Source organism: Streptomyces sp. NPDC029139, assembly GCF_055564335.1.
In genome coordinates this window covers 1-19,317 of record NZ_JBVHWN010000001.1, presented here as the reverse complement: position 1 = coordinate 19,317, position 19,317 = coordinate 1, and the positions used below count along the sequence as shown (strand labels likewise).

Here is a 19,317-nt window from a genome sequence, read left to right as displayed (position 1 = left end):
GACGTCCACCCGAGGGGGGCGCTCGGCACGTCCCCGGCTCACTCCTCCTCGTAGAACTCCTCCAGCACCGGCGCGAGCACATGCGGCGCCACCATGTGGGTCTGACCCGTCAGCGTGCGGTGCCGGGCCCGGGGAACGGCCGTCGACACACCCAGGGCCGCGCGGCGCATCCACGCCGGGCTCGAACCGCCGTCGACCACCAGCACGCGCGCGTGGATCCGCCCCAGCCACTCGGCCGGCACCCGGCCGTCGCCCAGGACCGCGTGGTCGTACGCCAAGGTGTGCGCCACCGCCTCAAGCCGCGGCCACAGCTCCGAACTCCGCATCCCCGCCAGCGTCTCCGGTGCCATCGCGTCCGCGAGAAACAGCTCCAGGGCCGCCGTCCGCTGCCCCCGCTCCAGCAGTCCGGTCAGCCGGCGCCGGTGGTCCCCGAACGTCTCACGGGCCCCGGCCTCGGCCGAGAACGGCGGCTCGTAGACCGACAGCCGGTCGATCGGCAGCCCGGCGGCCGCCGCGGCGAGAGCCAGCGCCCCGCCCGAGGACGTGCCGTGCACGGCCACCCGGTCACCCACCTCGTCGATCAGCGCCGCCAGATCGTCGATCTCCCGCTCCACGGTGTACGGCCCGGTGTCGCCGCTCCCGCCGCGCCCCCGCCGGTCGTACGTCACCACCGAGAAGCGCGGCGCGAGCAGATCGGCCAGCGGCCGCTCCGTCTCGCCGGTGCACAGGGCCCCGCCCACCAGGATCACCGGCGCCCCCTCCCCGCGCCGCTCGTACGCGATCCGCGTCCCGTCCCCCGACGTGACCCGACCCCGGGACCTGCTCAGCGTGCCGCTCATCTCGTCCATGCCAGTGATGACCGAGGGCGCTCCCGGAACTCATCGGCGCCGTGCGGGAATTCCTGAGAAAATCTCGAAAGCCGAGGTCACGGATACGGTGGGTGCCATGAACATCTGCGTCTTCCTCTCCGCCGCCGACCTCGACGAGCGCTACACCGGCCCCGCCCGCGAATTCGCCGAACGCCTCGGCAAGGCCGGCCACACCCTGGTGTGGGGAGGTTCCGACGTCGGCCTGATGAAGGTCGTCGCCGACGGTGTGCGGGAGGCGGGCGGGCGGCTCGTCGGCGTCTCCGTCGACTTCCTCGCGGCCAAGGCCCGGCCGGACGCCGACGAGATGGTCTTCGCCAAGGACCTCGCCGAGAGGAAGGCGCTGCTCCTCGCCAAGTCCGACGCGATCGTCATCATGGTCGGCGGTACCGGAACGCTCGACGAGGCCACCGACGTCCTGGAGTTGCGGAAGCACGGCAGGCACACCAAGCCGGTGGTCCTGCTGAACACGGCCGGGTTCTACGACGGCCTGAAGACGCAGTTCCAGCGCATGGAGGCCGAGGGCTTCCTGCCCCTGCCGCTGACGGACCTCGTCTTCTTCGCGGAGGACGCCGTCTCCGCCCTCGCCTACCTGGAGGAGTCGGCGGGCATCGTGTGATGGGAGCATGGCTCCCATGGCTACTCATGTGATCACCGGGGCGGGTTCCGGCATCGGCGCGGCCGTCGCCCGCCGTCTCCACGCGCGCGGGGACGACCTCGTGCTCCACGCGCGCGACGCGGGCAGGGCCAAGGAGCTGGCCGCCGAGTTCCCCGGCGCCAGGACGCTCGTCGGCGACCTCGACGACCCCGACCGGATCTCCTGGGCGTTCTCGCACCAGAACCTCCCCGAGCGGGTCGACACCCTCCTGCACATCGCGGGCGTGGTGGACCTCGGGCCGGTCGGTGACCTCACCCCGAAGACCTGGCGCCACCAGCTGAACGTCAACCTCATCGCCCCCGCCGAGCTGACCCGGCACTTCCTGCCCCAGCTGCGGGTCTCCCACGGCCACGTGGTGTTCGTCAACTCCGGCGCCGGGCTCAACGCCCACGCCGAGTGGGGCGCCTACGCCGCCTCCAAGCACGGCCTGAAGGCGCTCGCCGACTCCCTGCGCCACGAGGAGCACGGCAACGGGGTGCGGGTCACCTCCGTCTACCCGGGCCGGACCGCGAGCCCGATGCAGGCCAAGGTGCACGCGCAGGAGGGCAAGGAGTACGACCCCTCCCGCTGGATCGACCCGGAGTCGGTCGCGACGACGATCATCACGGCCATCGACCTGCCGCGCGACGCCGAGATCAACGACCTGACGGTCCGCCCGGGTCGCTAGCCACGACGACGACGGAGCGGGGCCGAGGGCCGGGCCGTCGGGCCTCGCCCTCGCCACCCGCCGGGGCTCGCCCTCGCCGCCCGTCCGGCCGGGTGGCGACAGGGACGGGTCTCGCCCTCCCCACCCGTCGGCCCTCATCCTCCCCACCCGCCGGGCTCGCCCTCGCCGCCCGTCCGGCCGGGCGGCGACAGGGACGTACGCTTCCGGGGTGACTGACAAGAACCTGTGGGGCCCCGCCACCGGCGTCGGGTCCATGCCCGGCGGGGACGCCCGGGAGGCGGCCAGGACCGTCGCCGGCTCCTTCGAGGACTTCCCCTTCCTGGCGGAACTCCCGGCCCGTGGCCCGGGCGCCGACATGGTCGGGCGGACCATCGGGATGCTCGTCGAGATGTACGCGCACGTGGAGCCGAGCGGATGGCGGGTCAGCGACCGGCCCGGCCGGGACACCCGGCGCGCCCGCTCCTGGCTCGGCGAGGACCTCGACGCCCTGGAGGAGTTCACCCAGGGTTACGAAGGCGCGCTCAAGGTGCAGGCCGTCGGCCCCTGGACGCTCGCCGCCGCCCTGGAGCGGCGCGGCGGTGAGGCGGCGCTCGGCGACCCCGGCGCCTGCCGGGACCTCGCCGGCTCCCTCGCCGAGGGCCTGCGCGACCACCTCGCCGAGCTCCGCAAGCGGGTCCCCGGTGCCCGGCTCGTGCTCCAGCTCGACGAGCCCTCGCTCACGGCCGTGCTGCGCGGTCACGTCCGTACCGCCAGCGGCTACCGCACGTACCGCGCGGTCGACCGCCAGGTCGTCGAGACGGCCCTGCGCCAGGTGATGGAGGTCCACGACGGCCCGGTCGTGGTGCACTCCTGCGCTCCTGACGTCCCGTTCGCCCTGTTGCGCCGGGCGGGCGTCGAGGGGGTCTCGTTCGACTTCGGGCTGCTCACCGAACGTGACGAGGAGACGATCGGCGAGGCCGTGGAGTCCGGCACCAAGCTCTTCGCGGGCGTGGTGCCGTCGACCGACGCCCCATTGTCGGACCCGGGCGGTAGCGTCATGGGTGTCAGGACGCTGTGGCGCAGGCTGGGGCTGAATCCGGGGACTCTCGCCGAGTCCGTCGTGATCACCCCGACGTGCGGTCTCGCGGGCGCTTCACCGGCATATGCCAGGGCGGCGCTCGCGCACTGCGCCAAGGCGGCGAGATCACTCGCGGACAACCCTGAGTGACTTCGGTCCGATGCAACGGGAGGACGAGTAACGGTGGCAGTCGAACAGGGGGCCCTGCCCGCCGAGGCACGGGAGAAGCATGCCGAGCTGGCCGAGCAGGTCGAGGAGCACCGCTTCCGGTACTACGTGAAGGACCAGCCGGTCATCAGCGACGCCGAGTTCGACCGGCTCCTGCGCGCGCTGGAGGCGCTGGAGGAGGAGCATCCCGAGCTGCGCACGCCGGACTCGCCGACCCAGAAGGTCGCGGGCCAGTACGAGACCGAGTTCACCTCCGTCGAGCACCGTGAGCGGATGCTCTCCCTCGACAACGCCTTCGACGACCTGGAACTGGCCGCCTGGGCGGAGCGGATCGGCCGTGACGTGGGCACCTCCGACCACCACTTCCTCTGCGAGCTCAAGGTCGACGGCCTCGCCGTGAACCTCACGTACGAGCACGGCAGGCTGACCCGCGCCGCCACCCGCGGCGACGGACGGGCGGGCGAGGACATCACGCCCAACGTACGGACGATCGCGGACATCCCGGACCGGCTGCGCGGGGACCGCATCCCGGACCTCGTCGAGATCCGCGGCGAGGTCTACTTCCCGATGGAGGCGTTCGAGGGCCTCAACGCCCGCCTGGTCGAGGCGGGTGACAAGCCCTTCGCCAACCCGCGCAACGCGGCGGCCGGTTCGCTGCGCCAGAAGGATCCCAAGGTCACCGCGACCCGCCCGCTGCACATGGTCGTGCACGGCATCGGTGCCCGCGAGGGCTTCGACATCTCCCGGCTCTCCGAGGCGTACGGGCTGCTGCGCGAGTGGGGCCTGCCGACCGCCCAGCACAACAAGGTGGTCGGTTCGCTCGACGAGGTACGGGAGTTCATCGCGTACTTCGGGGAGAACCGGCACTCCGTGGAGCACGAGATCGACGGGGTCGTCGTCAAGCTGGACGAGATCCCGCTCCAGGGCCGGCTCGGCTCCACCGCGCGCGCCCCGCGCTGGGCGATCGCCTGGAAGTACGCGCCGGAGGAGGTCAACACCAAGCTCCTCGACATCAAGGTCGGCGTCGGCCGGACCGGCCGCGTCACGCCGTACGCGCAGGTGGAGCCGGTCACGGTCGCGGGCTCCGAGGTCGAGTTCGCCACCCTCCACAACCAGGAGGTGGTGAAGGCCAAGGGCGTGCTGATCGGGGACACGGTCGTGCTGCGCAAGGCCGGTGACGTCATCCCGGAGATCCTCGGGCCGGTCGTCGACCTGCGCGACGGCAGCGAGCGGGAGTTCGTCATGCCCGCGGAGTGCCCCGAGTGCGGGACGCCGCTGCGGGCCATGAAGGAGGGTGACATCGATCTCCGTTGCCCGAACGCCCGGACCTGCCCCGCCCAGCTGCGTGAACGTCTCTTCTACCTGGCCGGGCGCGAGTGCCTGGACATCGAGAACTTCGGCGCGGTGGCCGCCGCGGCGCTGACGCGCCCCCTCGAACCGGCCGAGCCGCCGCTGGTCGACGAGGGTGATCTCTTCGACCTCACCATCGAGCAGCTGCTCCCCATCAAGGCGTACGTCCTGGACCCGGACAGCGGACTCCCCAAGCGGGACCCGAAGACGGGGGAGGAGAAGGTCGTCACGGTCTTCGCCAACCAGAAGGGCGAGCCGAAGAAGAACGCCCTGGCGATGCTGGCGAACATCGAGGCGGCCAAGGCGCGGCCGCTGGCCCGGTTCATCAACGGCCTGTCGATCCGCCATGTGGGGCCGGTCGCCGCGCAGGCGCTGGCCCGCGAGTTCCGGTCGCTGGAGCGGATCGAGCAGGCTTCCGAGGAGGAGCTGGCGGCCGTCGACGGGGTCGGCGGGATCATCGCGGCCGCGGTGAAGGACTGGTTCTCCGAGGAGTGGCACCGGGAGATCGTGCGCAAGTGGCGCGCGTCAGGGATCCGGTTCGAGGACGAGGGCGCCGGTGAGGATCAGGGACCGCGGCCGCTGGAGGGCCTGACCGTCGTCGTGACCGGCACCCTGGAGAACTTCACCAGGGATGGCGCAAAAGAGTCGCTCCAGAACCTCGGAGCGAAGGTGACCGGTTCCGTTTCGAAGAAGACCGACTTCGTGGTTGTCGGTGACAACCCAGGTTCCAAGTACGACAAGGCCATGCAGCTGAAGGTTCCGGTTCTGGACGAGGACGGCTTCGCGGTGCTGCTCGCAGAGGGTCCGGACGCCGCTCGGGAGGCGGCTGTGCCGGCCGAAGGGTAAAAGCGGAACCTCACCCGTTCGGCGCATACCAGATCGTTAGGGGTGGCCGGGTCGCATTCGGGCAAGACATGGAGAGCGCTGCCCGTCGGAGCCCTCCGCAGCCTAGTGTTGAGACCGTGCGTCTGTCGTGCACGGCCGTGTGAGGGCTCTGCCGGTCGTGCGGCATGACAACGGCCCATTGCGTGACAACGGCACCGCCGGCTGTGAGAGGGACGGAATGAAACCGACCGAGAGTGCCGCCCCGGTCTCACGGCCGCTGGGCCGGGCGGCCTTCGTGGGCATCACCTCCGGGCTGCCCGGAGTGGTGGTGGGCGTCGCCGCCGTCGTGCTCGCCACCGGGCTCTACCGGGCACTGAGCACCGGCCACGGCCTCTTCCCCGGCGGCACCGCGGGCTGGTCCCTCGCCGTCCTGACCGGGTTCATCGTCGGACACCTGGTCGCCCTCGGCCGCGACCGCTGGTGGGGCGGCACCGGCTCCGGCGCCGCCCTCACCCTCGCGGTCCTGCTGCTGTACGGCTGGGTGCCCGCCGGCCTCGTCTCCATGGCCGTCGTCGTCCTGGTCGGCGCGGCCCGCCGCCACCGCTGGCGCCAAGGGCTGCTGCACGGCGCCGTGGACGTCCTCGGCATCGGCGCGGCCGCCCTGGTCCTCGCCGTCTTCGGAGACGTCCCGAGCGTCGAACAGCCCTGGCGGCCCCCCGACTGGGGGATCGCCGACGTACCGGAAGTGGCGCTCGCCGCGGGCGCCTACCTCGTGGCGACCCGGCTGCTCCTGTGGTACACCCTTTCGCCCCAGGGCGGCGGCCTGCCGACCGTCGCCCGTACGGCCCTGCTCCGGCAGGGCCTCGTCGCCGTCGCACTCCTCGGCATCGCCCCGCTGATCTGCGTCGTCGCGGTCTCGCAGCCGGTGCTGCTGCCGCTCTTCGCCGTCCCGCTCATCGCCCTCGACTCCACCCTCTGGATCGCCCGCGCCCGCGCCGAGGAGCAGCTGCGCGACCCGCTGACCGGGCTGCCGAACCGGCAGTGGCTCCTGGAGCGGGCCTGGACCGCTCTGGAGGAGGCCGAAGGAGACGGTGCGCGCTCCGCGCTCGTCCTGATCGACCTCGACCGTTTCCGATCGGTCAACGACACCCTGGGACACCTCGCCGGCGACCGGCTGCTGCTCCAGATCGCGGAGCGGCTCAAGCTCGCCCTGCCGCGCGGAGCGGAGGCCGCACGACTCGGCGGCGACGAGTTCGCCGTCCTGCTCCCGACGGCCGACTCCACCACCAGCGCCCAGCGGGTCGCACGCCACCTCGTCGCCGCGCTCTCCTCGCCGCTCGACCTCGACGGCCTCACCCTCGTCCTGGAGGCGAGCGCCGGCGTCGCGGTCTTCCCCGACCACGCGCTCGACGCCGAGGGCCTGCTGCGCCGGGCCGACGTGGCGATGTACCAGGCGAAGCGGGACCGTACGGGCGTGGAGGTGTACGAGTCGAAGCGCGACTCCAACACCCCCGACCGGCTCGGCCTCCTCGGCGACCTGCGCCGCGCCCTGGACGCCGGCGAGGTGGAGCTCCACTACCAGCCCAAGGTCCGCTTCGACGGGCAGGTCGCCGGCCTGGAGGCCCTGGTCCGCTGGGTGCACCCCGAACGCGGCAGGGTCCCCCCGGACGAGTTCATCGCGATCGCCGAGTCCTCGGGCCTGATGCCGCACCTCACCGAGTACGTCCTCGAGACCGCGCTCGCGCAGGTCGCCCGGTGGCGCGCGCAGGGCTTGAACGTTCCTGTGGCGGTCAACGTGTCGCCCCGGGACGTCCACACCCCCGGCTTCGCCGGCGCGGTCGCCGCCCGCCTCGCACGCCACGGCGTGCCGGCCGGGGCGCTCCAGCTGGAGATAACGGAGCACGTGCTCCTGGAGGACCCGCAGCGGGCCGCCGACACCATGGCCGGTCTGACCGGCCACGGCGTCAAGATGTCCCTGGACGACTTCGGCACCGGCTACTCCTCCCTGGTGCACCTGCGGCGCCTCCCGGTGAGCGAGCTGAAGATCGACCGCTCCTTCGTGGCCCGGCTCGCCGTGGACGCGGAAGACGCCGAGATCGTCCGCTGCACCCTCGACCTCGCCCACTCGCTCGGCCTCCTCGTGGTCGCGGAGGGCGTCGAGGACGACGAGACCTGGGAGCGCCTGCGCGACCTGGGCTGCGACGCGGTCCAGGGCTGGCTCGTCGCCGCCGCCATGCCGCCCGCCGAGACCACGGCCTGGCTCCTCGCCCGCGGCGAGCACGGCTGGCGCCGTCCGGCCGACCTGGCGGCCGAGCTGAACACCGACCAGGTGGTGCAGTGAACGCCGGGCCCCGAGCGCCCGGAGGCAAACCGTTTCACGGGTAGCGGTGCGAGCCCCATAGGATTGGGCCAACACCATCAAAACCCACCCCGTGAGGAACGCATGCCTGGCATCACGCGCGAGGAGGTCGCCCACCTCGCACGGCTGGCGCGTCTGGAGCTGAAGGGCGAAGAGCTCGATCACTTCGCCGGTCAGCTCGACGACATCATCGGCGCGGTCGCCCGCGTCTCCGAGGTCGCCGACCAAGACGTACCGCCGACCTCCCACCCGCTGCCGCTGACCAACGTCATGCGCGCGGACGAGGTCCGTCCGTCGCTCACCCCCGAGCAGGCGCTCTCCGGCGCCCCGGCCCAGGAGCAGCAGCGTTTCAAGGTGCCGCAGATCCTGGGGGAGGACTAATCACATGACGGACAGCACCATCATCAAGCTCACGGCCGCCGAGATCGCCGGGAAGATCGCCGCGGGCGAGCTCACCGCGGTCGAGGTGACCGAGGCCCACCTCGCCCGCATCGAGGCCGTCGACGAGAAGGTCCACGCCTTCCTGCACGTCGACCGCGAGGGAGCCCTCGCCCAGGCCCGCGCCGTGGACGAGAAGCGCGCCCGGGGCGAGAAGCTCGGCCCGCTGGCCGGCGTCCCCCTCGCGCTGAAGGACATCTTCACCACCGTCGGCATCCCGACGACCGTCGGTTCGAAGATCCTCGAAGGCTGGATCCCGCCGTACGACGCGACCCTGGTCAAGAGGCTCAAGGCCGCCGACGTCGTCATCCTCGGCAAGACCAACATGGACGAGTTCGCCATGGGGTCCTCCACCGAGAACAGTGCCTACGGCCCGACCGGCAACCCCTGGGACCTCACTCGGATCCCCGGCGGCTCCGGCGGTGGCTCCTCCGCCGCCCTCGCCTCGTACGAGGCCCCGCTCGCCATCGGCACGGACACCGGCGGTTCGATCCGTCAGCCCGCCGCCGTCACCGGCACCGTCGGCGTCAAGCCGACCTACGGCGCGGTCTCCCGCTACGGCATGGTGGCCTTCTCCTCCTCCCTCGACCAGGGCGGCCCCTGCGCCCGTACGGTCCTGGACGCGGCGCTGCTCCACGAGGCCATCGCCGGGCACGACCCGCTCGACTCGACCTCCATCGACGCCCCGGTCCCGCCGGTCGTCGAGGCGGCCCGCAACGGCTCCGTCGCCGGCATGCGCGTCGGTGTCGTCAAGCAGTTCCGCGGCGAGGGCTACCAGGCCGGTGTCGTCCAGCGCTTCGACGAGTCCGTCGAGCTGCTGAAGTCGCTGGGCGCGGAGATCGTCGAGCTGGACTGCCCGACCTTCGACCTCGCCCTTTCGGCGTACTACCTCATCGCGCCGTCCGAGTGCTCCTCGAACCTGGCCCGCTTCGACGCCATGCGCTACGGCCTGCGGGTCGGCGACGACGGCACCAAGTCGGCCGAGGACGTCACCGCCCTCACCCGTGAGGCCGGCTTCGGCCCCGAGGTCAAGCGCCGCATCATCCTGGGCACGTACGCGCTGAGCTCCGGCTACTACGACGCCTGGTTCGGCTCGGCCCAGAAGGTCCGGACCCTCATCACCCGCGAGTTCGAGAAGGCGTTCGAGCAGGTGGACGTGATCGTCTCCCCGACGACCCCCACCACCGCCTTCCCGATCGGCGAGCGCGCCGACGACCCGATGGCGATGTACCTCGCGGACCTGTGCACCATTCCGACCAACCTGGCGGGCAACGCCGCCATGTCGCTGCCCTGCGGTCTCGCGTCGGAGGACGGCCTGCCCGTCGGCCTGCAGATCATCGCCCCCGCCCTGAAGGACGACCGGCTGTACAAGGTCGGCGCCGCCGTCGAGGCCGCCTTCGTGGAAAAGTGGGGGCACCCGCTGCTCGAGGAGGCTCCGTCGCTGTGAGTGCCATGGCAAAGAAGGCCAAGAACTTCAAGAAGTCGAAGACCGGCGTCTACGTGTCGCTGGCCACCACCGCGTTCGGCGCGGTCAGTGTCGCGAAGCAGGCGAGGCTGGCCCGCAACGACGGCGACATGCTGCGGCTCGTCGACGCCGCCGTGTCCGCCGCCGCCATCGTTACCGGCCTGGCGATCCTCTACCGGGAGCTGAAGCGCCTGGGCGACGACGACGTCCTGCTGGGCTGAGAGGGAAAGTCTCACCGTGACCGTCACTGAACTGCTGTCGTACGACGCGGCTCTCGCTGCGTACGACCCCGTCATGGGCCTGGAGGTCCATGTCGAACTCGGTACGAAGACCAAGATGTTCTGCGGCTGTTCGACCGAGCTGGGCGCCGAGCCCAACTCGCAGACCTGCCCCACCTGTCTCGGCCTGCCCGGCTCGCTCCCGGTCGTCAACGCGATCGGCGTCGAGTCGGCCGTCAAGATCGGTCTCGCGCTGAACTGCGAGATCGCCGAGTGGTGCCGCTTCGCCCGGAAGAACTACTTCTATCCGGACATGCCGAAGAACTTCCAGACCTCGCAGTACGACGAGCCGATCGCCTTCAACGGCTATCTGGACGTCCAGCTGGAGGACGGCGAGATCTTCCGCGTGGAGATCGAGCGCGCCCACATGGAGGAGGACACCGGCAAGTCGACGCACATCGGTGGTGCCACGGGCCGTATCCACGGCGCCTCGCACTCCCTGCTCGACTACAACCGTGCCGGCATCCCGCTCATCGAGATCGTCACCAAGCCGATCGAGGGCGCGGGTGAGCGTGCTCCCGAGGTCGCCAAGGCGTACGTCGCCGAGCTGCGCGAGCTGATCCGCGCGCTGGGCGTCTCCGAGGCGCGGATGGACAAGGGCCAGATGCGCTGCGACGTGAACCTGTCGCTGCGCCCGCACGGCACCAAGGTCTTCGGCACCCGCTCGGAGACGAAGAACGTCAACTCGCTCCGTTCGGTGGAGCGGGCGGCGCGCTTCGAGATCCAGCGCCACGCGGCCGTCCTCGAGTCGGGCGGCACGATCGTGCAGGAGACCCGTCACTTCCACGAGGACGACGGCTCCACCACCTCCGGCCGGATCAAGGACAACGCCGAGGACTACCGGTACTTCCCGGAGCCCGACCTCGTGCCCGTCGCCCCGGCCCGCGAGTGGGTCGAGGAGCTGCGCGCCGGGCTGCCCGAGCTGCCGCGGGTGCGCCGCAACCGGCTCCGCGAGGAGTGGGGCGTCTCCGAGCACGACATGCAGTCGATCCTCAACGCGGGCGCGGTCGACCTGATCGTCGCGACCACGGACGCCGGTGCTCCGGCGGACCAGGCCCGCAAGTGGTGGATGGGCGAACTGGCCCGCTCCGCCAACGAGTCGGGCACGGCCCTGGACGAGCTGCCCATCACCCCGGCGCAGGTCGCCCGGGTGACTGAGCTGGTGGCCTCCGGTGACCTCACCGACAAGCTGGCCCGTCAGGTCATCGAGGGCGTGCTCGCCGGTGAGGGCGGCCCGGACGAGGTCGTCGAGAAGCGCGGCCTGAAGGTCGTCTCCGACGAGGGTGCGCTCGGCACGGCGGTCGACGAGGCCATCGCGTCGAACGCGGCCATCGCCGACAAGATCCGCGGCGGCAAGGTCGCGGCGGTCGGCGCCCTGGTCGGCGCGGTCATGAAGGCGACCCGCGGCCAGGCGGACGCGGCGCGCGTGAAGGAACTCATCCTGGAGCGCCTGGGCGTCTCCGAGGGCTGATCCGCTGGATCGTGTACGGGTAGGAGGGCGGCGCCCCGGGTCTCACGGCCCGGGGCGCCGCCTTCTTCGTGGCATCGGGGCGTGGGGGGAGCGCGGCCCCGGCACGATCGTCCGGTGCGCGTTCACGCGGGTGGTTCCGGCGAGCGGGTGAACCCGCGCGGCGTACCCGTCCCGCCCTCCCCGCGCCCGGGACCATGTGCGCCATGCATGCCGTCAGCCAGGTCTTCGCCCTGATCGCCGCCGCCGTCCACGTCTTCGTCTGGCCGCTGGAGAGCTTCCTGTACTCCCGTCACGCCGCCGTACGCGTCTTCCTCACCGGCAGTTCCGCCGACGCCCCCGAGGTCCGCCTCTGGCGCTTCAACGTCGGTTTCTACAACCTCTTCCTGGCCCTCGGCATGATCGCCGGCTTCGTCGCCCTCCATCTCGACCACGAGACCGTCGGCCGGACGCTGATCCTCTACGTCTCCGCGTTCATGGTCGGCGGCGGCGTCATGCTCGCCGTCTCCGACCCCAAGCTCTGGCGCGGCGCCCTGGGCCAGGCGATCCCGGGCGTGGTCATCCTCCTGACCGAACTCCTCTAGAACCGGGCGCTCACGTCTGCCGCCCGCCCGCTCAGGCCGCCTCCCACGCCTCCGTCCGGCACCCGGTCTCCCAGTGCCACCACCCCTCTCTCTGGCCTCGGGCGAGCAGCTCCTTGATCTCGGCGAACGGCGCGTCCGCCGGGACGTTCAGGGCCACGAGCGGGAAGTCCTCGCTGAAGGACTCGCCGCCGAGGCCGAACGGGGCGAGCCGCCGGTGGACCGCGGCCGCGCTGGGGCCCAGCGGGCCGGACGGGACCGGGAGGACGCGCAGCGTGCAGTTCTCGGACGCCGCCACGCGTTCCGCCGCCCAGTGCCTGCCGTCCACGTCCGTCGTGTAGCGGACGACATCGCCCTGGGCGACGCCGTTCTGAAGGAACGGCACGTTGTCCACGCGTGCCGTGTCGGGGCCGACCGGCGTCGCCCAGAGGCCCTCGGTGTCCTGGGGGAGCCAGCCCTCGCGCGGCACGAAGCGGAACCAGACCTTGATGCGTCCTTCGCTCATCACGACAGCATCGCTCACCGCGCTCCCGCCCACCCGCGCACCGCTCCCTGGTGCACCCGCCGACCCGGCCACCCCACCCGGACACCCCGGCCCGCGCACCGCCCACCCGGACACCCCGGCCCGCGCACCGCCGACCCGGGCACCTCCACCCGGGCCCCGCCGACCCGGACACCTCCACGGGCCCCGCGTCCGCGCACCGACTTGGACTCTCGGCACCCAGGTGTTGGACGTTCGCCGCCCGGTCGGCGCGAGGTCTTCTCTCCGTCACCCGGTCTCACTACCGTTCCCCGGCGAACCACCCAATGGCTCGAAGGCGAACCATTGGCCGTCGTCTGGAGGTCGTTCGTGTCACCCGAGATGTCTCGCAGAAGGCTGCTCGCACTGGGTGGAGGCGCCCTCGGCGCCGCCGCCGCAGGATCGTTGCTTCCGCCGTCGCTGCAGGCGGCCATGGCCGCGGGGCCGCCGGCCGGCGGGATGGCGGCGGTGAAGCACGTCGTGATCCTGATGCAGGAGAACCGGTCCTTCGACCACTACTTCGGCACCCTGCGCGGCGTCCGCGGGTTCGGCGACCGCAACGCCATCGAGCTCCCCTCCGGCAAGCCGGTCTTCGAGCAGCCGGCCGCGCTCGGCCGGACCGTGCTGCCGTTCCCGATCCGGGGCGCCGCCGAGACCCAGAAGAAGGACCTCCAGTACATCGGCGACCTCGACCACTCCTGGAGCGGCGGCGCCAAGGCATGGCACGAAGGCTGGATGGACGGCTGGGTCTCCGCCAAGACCGCGGCGACGATGGCGTACTACGACCGGCAGGACCTGCCGCTGCACTACGAACTCGCCGACACCTTCACCATCTGCGACGCCTACCACTCCTCCATCCACACCTCGACGAGCCCGAACCGGAACCACCTGTGGTCCGGCTGGTCCGGCTTCGAGGCCGACGGCAGCCGTGCCGTCACGAACGCCGCGTACGCCGAGGGCACCCACCCCGGCTACGCCTGGACCACCTACGCCGAGCGCCTGGAGGCGGCCGGGCGGAGCTGGAAGACGTACACCGAGTGGGAGAACTTCACCGACAACAACATCGAGTTCTTCACCAGCTTCAAGAAGATCGCCCGCAAGGCGCTCGCCACCACCGGCGGGCACACCTTCATGGAGTCCTTCTACGCGGCCGTCCGTGACACGCAGGACCCGGACGAGCGGGCCAGGCTCCTCGCCGCCCTCGAGGACGGCGTCACCACGCTCACCGACGCCGAGCGCTCACTCTTCGAGCGCGGACTGCGCCGCGTGGAGACCGGCACACTGGCCGACGCCTTCCGCGCCGACGTGGCCGCGGGGACGCTGCCGGAGGTCTCGTACCTCGTCCCCTCCGCGATCGACTCCGAGCACCCCGGCTCCTCCTCCCCGATCGCCTCCGCCACCCTCGTCTACAAGGTGCTCGACGCCCTCGGTTCCCACCCCGACGTCTGGCGCCACACCGCCGTGCTGATCAACTACGACGAGAACGACGGCTTCTTCGACCACGTGCCGCCGCCCGTCCCGCCCGCCGACACCACGGACGAGCGCTGGAAGGGCCTGCCCACCGGCCTCGGCATCCGCGTCCCGCTGCTCGTCGTCTCCCCTTGGTCGGTCGGCGGCTACGTCTGCTCCGAAACCTTCGACCACACCTCCGTGGTCCGCTTCCTCGAACGGCTCACCGGCATCCAGGAGCCGAACATCACCCCCTGGCGCCGCGCCGTCACCGGCGACCTGACCTCCGCCTTCGACTTCCGCCGCGGTCACCGCCGGCCCGAGGTCGAGCAGCCCGGCCCCATCCCGCCGTTCTCCGGCCGCTGGCGGCCGCAGCCCCCGCTCGTCCAGCGGATGCCGGCGCAGGAGCCCGGCACGCGTCCCGCCCGTCCGCTGCCGTACCAGCCGGACGCCGTCGCGCGGGTGGGGGAGAAGGAGATCACGGTCAGCCTGAAGAACAGCGGGAAGGCGAGCGCGCACTTCGCGCTCTACCCGTACGCCGGAGAGTTCGCCGTACCCCAGCACCGCGATGTCAGGGGCACGGCGCAATGGGCGGTCCCTCTTACGCGTGATCGTTACCGGTTCACGATCACCGGCCCGAACGGCTTCCGCCGCGAGTTCGAGGGGCCGGCCGCGGGCGGTGCCGAGGTCACCTCGTCCATCGACCACCACGACCGTGACCTGCACATCACCGTCCACAACACCGCGGACGCCCCGCTCGCCTTCACCGTCCGGCCGCTCGGCTACGTCGACTTCGACGACCTCGACGACTGGACCCGCACCGTCACCGTGAAGCCCGGCCGGAGCCGTACCCTCGTCCACTCGGCCGCCGACGCGCACGGCTGGTACGACCTCGAGGTGACGGCCCCCGGCGGCTTCCGCCGGCGGCTGATGGGACACATCGAGAACGGTCGTCCGAGCGTCTCCGGCTGAGATCCCCGCACCCGGTGTGTGCGCGGGGCCCGGGCCGGCAGCCCGGGCCCCGCGCACCACTGTGAGTATCGCCACGAAAGGGACAAACGATCTTTTAAGGCTGTAACAGTGGCCTCAGTAGGTCATGTGTTCTTTGCGGGCTGTTCCCCGGTAAAGATCCACGAACCACCCACCAGGGAGCACCCCCTTTGGCAGCCATCGCACGGTGGTGCATCAAGCACCGCCTCGTCGCCGTTCTGCTCTGGCTCATCGCCCTCGGCGGAGCCGTCGCCGGAGCATCGGTCGCGGGCAACGCGTACTCGAACGACTACGAGGTGCCGGGTACCGAGTCCGGTCGTGCCACCGCCCTCCTCGAGAAGGGCTTCCCCGGCGCCGGCGGCGACAGCGACACCATCGTCTGGCACACCGACACGGGCAGCGTCCGCGCCATCGGCGTCGAGCAGCGCATGACCGAGATGCTCGACGAGGTGGCCGAGCTGCCCGGCATCGCCGCGGTGACCTCCCCGTACGGCGACCATCCGGCCGCCCGTGCCCAGATCAGCGAGGACGGGCACACCGCCTACGCCGCCGTCCTGTTCCACGAGCAGGCCGACGACATCCCGAAGGCCGAGGCCCAGGCCCTGGTCGACACGGCCCGCACGGCCGCCGGCGACGGCGTCCAGGTCGAACTCGGCGGCAGCGCCGTCGCCCTCACCGAGGCGCCCGGCGGGCACATGGCCGAGGCCGTCGGCGTCGTCGTCGCGGCCCTCGTCCTCTTCCTCGCCTTCGGCTCGCTCGCCGCCTCCGCGCTCCCCATCGCCACCGCCCTCGTCAGCGTCGGCATCGCCTACTCCGGGATCGCACTCCTCGGCCACGTCATGACGGTCGCCGACTTCGCCCCGATGCTGGGCCTGCTCATCGGCCTCGGCGTCGGCATCGACTACGCGCTGTTCATCGTCACCCGCCACCGCAAGGGCCTCAAACGCGGTCTGCCGGTCGCCGAATCCGCCCAGATCGCGGTGGCGACCACCGGCCGTGCCGTCGTCTTCGCGGGCGCCACCGTCTGCATCGCGCTGCTCGGCATGCTGATCCTCAGACTCAGCTTCCTCAACGGCGTGGCGATCGCCGCCTCCCTGACCGTGGTCCTCACCGTCGCCGCCTCCGTCACCCTGCTGCCCGCCCTGCTCTCCCTCATCGGCATGCGGGCGCTCAGCCGGCGCGAGCGGCGGCAGCTCGCCGAACACGGCCCGCAGCCCGTGCTGCCGACCGGCTTCGCCGCCCGCTGGTCCGCCTTCGTCGAGCGCCACCCCAAGCTGCTCGGCGCGGTCGCCGCCGTCGTCATGCTCGTCCTGGCCCTGCCGACCCTCTCGCTCCACCTCGGCACCTCCGACCAGGGCAACGGCCCGGGCACGGCGACGACCCGGAAGGCGTACGACCTGCTCGCCGAGGGCTTCGGCCCCGGCGTGAACGGGCCGCTCACCCTCGTCGCCCAGATCGACGGCGCCGACGACCGGGTCGCGCTCGGGGAGCTCCCGGCCGAGCTGGCGAACACCCGTGGCGTCGAGTCCGTCTCGCCGATCGCGTACAACGGCGCGGGGGACACGGCCGTCCTGACCGTCGTACCGGAGTCCTCGCCCCAGTCCAAGTCCACCAGCGAGCTCGTCGACCGGCTGCGCCAGGACGTCCTGCCCTCGACCGAGCAGGGCACCTCGCTGGACGTGCACGTCGGCGGCGTCACCGCCTCGTACGACGACTTCGCGGAGATCATCGTCGGCAAGCTGCCGCTCTTCGTGGGCGTCGTGGTCGCGCTCGGCAGTCTGCTGCTCCTGCTCGCCTTCCGGTCGATCGGCATCCCGCTGAAGGCCGCGCTGATGAACGTGGCCGCCGTCGCCTCCGCCTTCGGGATCGTCGTCGCGATCTTCCAGTGGGGCTGGGGCAGCGAACTGCTCGGGCTCGGCAGCGCGGGCCCGATCGAACCCTTCCTCCCCGTGATCATGGTGTCCGTGCTCTTCGGACTCTCGATGGACTACCAGGTCTTCCTGGTGAGCCGGATGTACGAGGAGTGGCTGGAGACCGGCGACAACCGGCGGGCGGTCAGGGTCGGCCTCGCCGAGACCAGCCGGGTGATCAACTCCGCGGCGGTCATCATGATCTCCGTCTTCCTCGCCTTCGTCCTCTCCGGCGACCGGGTGATCGCGATGTTCGGCATCGCGCTCGCGGCCGCCGTCGCCCTCGACGCCTTCGTCCTCCGTACGCTGCTCGTCCCCGCGCTCATGCACATGCTCGGCGGGGCGAACTGGTGGCTGCCGCGCTGGCTCGACCGCCGGCTGCCCAGGATCAGCATCGAACCCCCCGAGTCCCGCGCCGTCGCCGACGCCCGTGCGAAGATCCCCACACAACGTGTGACGATTTCGACGGCGGAGGACGACGAGGATGTTCGCGATATCGCTGGGTGACGACGGCGCCGAGCTGAGGCCCCTGGAGCCTTGGCACGCCGAGGAGTTCCTCACCCACATGGACCGCGGTCGGGAGTTCGTGGGGCAGCACATCGGCCTCGCCGACGCCGCCGCGGATCTCGACTCGACCCGTGCCTTCCTCCGGACGTACGCCGAGAAGGCCGCGAGCGACACCGGCCGCATCTACGGCATCTGGACCGAGGGCACCCTGGTCGGCGGCGTGCTCTTCCGCACCATGGACGTGAAGCACGGCACGGCCGAGGCCGGCTGCTGGCTGGAGCCCTCGGCGGTCGGCAAGGGCCTGATCACCCGCGCCTCGCGGACGATCATCGACTGGGCGATCCTGGAACGCGGCATCCACCGGGTGGAGTGGCTGGTCTCCACGAAGAACGAGGCCAGCATCGCGGTGGCCCGACGGCTGGGCATGACCAAGGACGGCGTGCTGCGCCAGAGCTTCCCGTACCGGGGCGAGCGCCAGGACCTGGAGGTCTGGTCGGTGCTCGCGCCGGAGTGGAAGGCGCTCAGGGCGGGGCAGGCGTCGTCTTGATTAAGGCCCCTCTCATGAGCGGCACCTAGCGTGCGGCTCATGAATGCCAAGACTGACGAGACCGCCGAGACCGCCGAGACCGCCGACGCGGCTCGGATCGCCAAGAGCGACGAGACCGAGCGCACCACGGACGCTGTGGACGCCGTGGAGGCCGTCGACACCTTCGAGGACGAACACGACGAGCACGACGAGCGGGACGAGCTGGATCAGCGGACCGAGCGGAACGGCGCCGACGCCGGGAAGGGCCTCGCCCCCTCCGGCGTCGGCGCGGCCGCCGCGGCCGTCGTCTCCGCCGGCCTCGGGCTCGCCGCCCTTTCCGGCACCTGGGTCGGAAAGATCGCGAGCGAGCGCGAGACGCTCATCGGCCAGATCAAGGCCCAGGGCGGCACGGCGGCCCAGCAGATCTCCGAGATCTACGGCGACGCCTGGCACACCACCGCCCTCGTCAACGGCGTCTTCTCGCTCCTCGCCCTGATCACCGCGGTGGTCGTCCTCACCCGCCCGCAGCGGCCCGTCTGGGTCCGGGCCGTGGCGGTCGCCGGCGCCGTCCTGGGCGGAATCGGCCTGTTCCTGTCGGCGGGCATGTACCTCGACCTGTTCCTGAGTCTGCCGACCGCCTCCTAGGTGTATTGACCCGCAGGGTTGTTGACGCGGGTGATGGGTGGGTGTCCGTCGAGTGCGGTGTGGCAGCGGTGGTGGTTGTAGGTGTGGAGGAAGTCTGTCAGGGCTTTGGTTCGCTCGGTGTTGCTGCTGTACGGCCGGATGTAGGCCCATTCGTCGAGCAGGGTGCGGTTGAAGCGTTCGACCTTGCCGTTGGTCTGGGGTCGGTAGGCGCGGGTGAGCTTGCCGGTCGCGCCGAGTTCGGCCAGGACTGCCTTCCAGGCAAGGCCCTTGCGGTAGGCCCAGGCGTTGTCGGTCAGGACCCGTTCGATGCGGGTGATGCCGTGGGTGTGGAAGAACGCGGCCGCGCGGGTGAGGAAGGCCGCGCAGGTCGCGACTTTCTCGTCGGGGTGGATCTCGCTGTAGGCGAGTCGGGAGTGGTCGTCGACGGCGGAGTGGACGTAGTCGAAACCCATACCGCGGATCGGCCGGCCGGCCTCGCGGCCGTTGGTCTTGTGGCCGCCGCCGTCGGGGATCCGGCCGAGTTTCTTCACGTCGACGTGGATCAGCTCGCCGGGCCGTTCGCGTTCGTAGCGGCGGATCAGGGTGCCGGT

At 71.5% G+C, this 19,317-nt stretch carries 17 protein-coding genes; 14 read left to right on the top strand and 3 right to left on the bottom strand.

What is annotated here, in order from left to right; genetic code table 11:
- Positions 1-38 precede the first annotated feature (38 nt).
- Positions 39-848 carry an alpha/beta fold hydrolase gene (locus ACZ4VW_RS00085; protein WP_467956741.1) on the bottom strand — a complete coding sequence of 270 codons (810 nt, stop codon included), beginning with the start codon at positions 846-848 and terminating at the stop codon, positions 39-41.
- Between the two features lie 97 nt (positions 849-945).
- Here ACZ4VW_RS00085 and ACZ4VW_RS00080 point away from each other — a divergent pair, with 97 nt between their 5' ends.
- The 10 genes from ACZ4VW_RS00080 to ACZ4VW_RS00035 all read left to right on the top strand — a co-directional run bounded on the left by ACZ4VW_RS00080 (position 946) and on the right by ACZ4VW_RS00035 (position 12,183).
- Entirely contained in the window at positions 946-1,485 is a 540-nt protein-coding gene (locus ACZ4VW_RS00080; RefSeq protein ID WP_467956739.1) for an LOG family protein, read from the top strand.
- A gap of 7 nt (positions 1,486-1,492) precedes the next feature.
- Entirely contained in the window at positions 1,493-2,191 is a 699-nt protein-coding gene (locus tag ACZ4VW_RS00075; protein WP_467956737.1) for an SDR family oxidoreductase, read from the top strand.
- A gap of 208 nt (positions 2,192-2,399) precedes the next feature.
- A complete protein-coding gene (locus ACZ4VW_RS00070; protein ID WP_467956735.1) occupies positions 2,400-3,398 on the top strand; it encodes a methionine synthase in 999 nt (332 codons plus the stop codon).
- Between the two features lie 33 nt (positions 3,399-3,431).
- Entirely contained in the window at positions 3,432-5,612 is a 2,181-nt protein-coding gene (gene ligA / locus ACZ4VW_RS00065; protein WP_467956733.1) for an NAD-dependent DNA ligase LigA, read from the top strand.
- Between the two features lie 217 nt (positions 5,613-5,829).
- Positions 5,830-7,932 carry a putative bifunctional diguanylate cyclase/phosphodiesterase gene (locus ACZ4VW_RS00060; RefSeq protein ID WP_467956731.1) on the top strand — a complete coding sequence of 701 codons (2,103 nt, stop codon included), beginning with the start codon at positions 5,830-5,832 and terminating at the stop codon, positions 7,930-7,932.
- A gap of 102 nt (positions 7,933-8,034) precedes the next feature.
- Complete coding sequence (gene gatC, locus ACZ4VW_RS00055; RefSeq protein ID WP_015036350.1) at positions 8,035-8,331, top strand: Asp-tRNA(Asn)/Glu-tRNA(Gln) amidotransferase subunit GatC; 297 nt, start codon at positions 8,035-8,037, stop codon at positions 8,329-8,331.
- Positions 8,332-8,335: 4 nt separating this feature from the next.
- Positions 8,336-9,835, top strand: a complete 1,500-nt coding sequence (gene gatA, locus ACZ4VW_RS00050) for an Asp-tRNA(Asn)/Glu-tRNA(Gln) amidotransferase subunit GatA (protein WP_467956729.1) — start codon at positions 8,336-8,338, stop codon at positions 9,833-9,835.
- Positions 9,836-9,840: 5 nt separating this feature from the next.
- Positions 9,841-10,074 (top strand): hypothetical protein, encoded by a 234-nt coding sequence (locus ACZ4VW_RS00045; RefSeq protein WP_467958099.1) that lies wholly within the window; start codon positions 9,841-9,843, stop codon positions 10,072-10,074.
- 16 nt (positions 10,075-10,090) lie between these two features.
- Entirely contained in the window at positions 10,091-11,602 is a 1,512-nt protein-coding gene (gene gatB, locus ACZ4VW_RS00040; protein ID WP_467956727.1) for an Asp-tRNA(Asn)/Glu-tRNA(Gln) amidotransferase subunit GatB, read from the top strand.
- A gap of 203 nt (positions 11,603-11,805) precedes the next feature.
- Positions 11,806-12,183, top strand: coding sequence for a DUF1304 domain-containing protein (locus ACZ4VW_RS00035; RefSeq protein ID WP_467956725.1), 378 nt, complete (start codon positions 11,806-11,808; stop codon positions 12,181-12,183).
- A 31-nt stretch (positions 12,184-12,214) separates the two neighbouring features.
- Here the strand turns inward: ACZ4VW_RS00035 and ACZ4VW_RS00030 are convergent, their stop codons facing one another.
- On the bottom strand, positions 12,215-12,685 hold the full coding sequence (locus ACZ4VW_RS00030) for a DUF4265 domain-containing protein (RefSeq protein ID WP_467956723.1): 471 nt from the start codon (positions 12,683-12,685) through the stop codon (positions 12,215-12,217).
- 345 nt (positions 12,686-13,030) lie between these two features.
- Between ACZ4VW_RS00030 and ACZ4VW_RS00025 the strand changes: the two genes are divergently transcribed.
- From ACZ4VW_RS00025 to ACZ4VW_RS00010, 4 genes are all read left to right on the top strand, one after another.
- A complete protein-coding gene (locus tag ACZ4VW_RS00025) occupies positions 13,031-15,121 on the top strand; it encodes a phosphocholine-specific phospholipase C (RefSeq protein ID WP_467956721.1) in 2,091 nt (696 codons plus the stop codon).
- Positions 15,122-15,309: 188 nt separating this feature from the next.
- Positions 15,310-17,556 carry an MMPL family transporter gene (locus tag ACZ4VW_RS00020; protein WP_467956719.1) on the top strand — a complete coding sequence of 749 codons (2,247 nt, stop codon included), beginning with the start codon at positions 15,310-15,312 and terminating at the stop codon, positions 17,554-17,556.
- Positions 17,534-18,103, top strand: coding sequence for a GNAT family N-acetyltransferase (locus ACZ4VW_RS00015; RefSeq protein WP_467956717.1), 570 nt, complete (start codon positions 17,534-17,536; stop codon positions 18,101-18,103). The genes ACZ4VW_RS00020 and ACZ4VW_RS00015 overlap by 23 nt, the downstream gene beginning before the upstream one ends.
- Positions 18,104-18,142: 39 nt before the next feature.
- A complete protein-coding gene (locus ACZ4VW_RS00010) occupies positions 18,143-18,727 on the top strand; it encodes a hypothetical protein (RefSeq protein ID WP_467956715.1) in 585 nt (194 codons plus the stop codon).
- On the opposite strand, the gene ACZ4VW_RS00005 is transcribed toward ACZ4VW_RS00010, so the two are convergent.
- Positions 18,724-19,317, bottom strand: a 594-nt coding sequence (locus tag ACZ4VW_RS00005) for an integrase core domain-containing protein (protein WP_467956713.1), incomplete at its 5' end; no start/stop codon positions are given. The genes ACZ4VW_RS00010 and ACZ4VW_RS00005 overlap by 4 nt on opposite strands.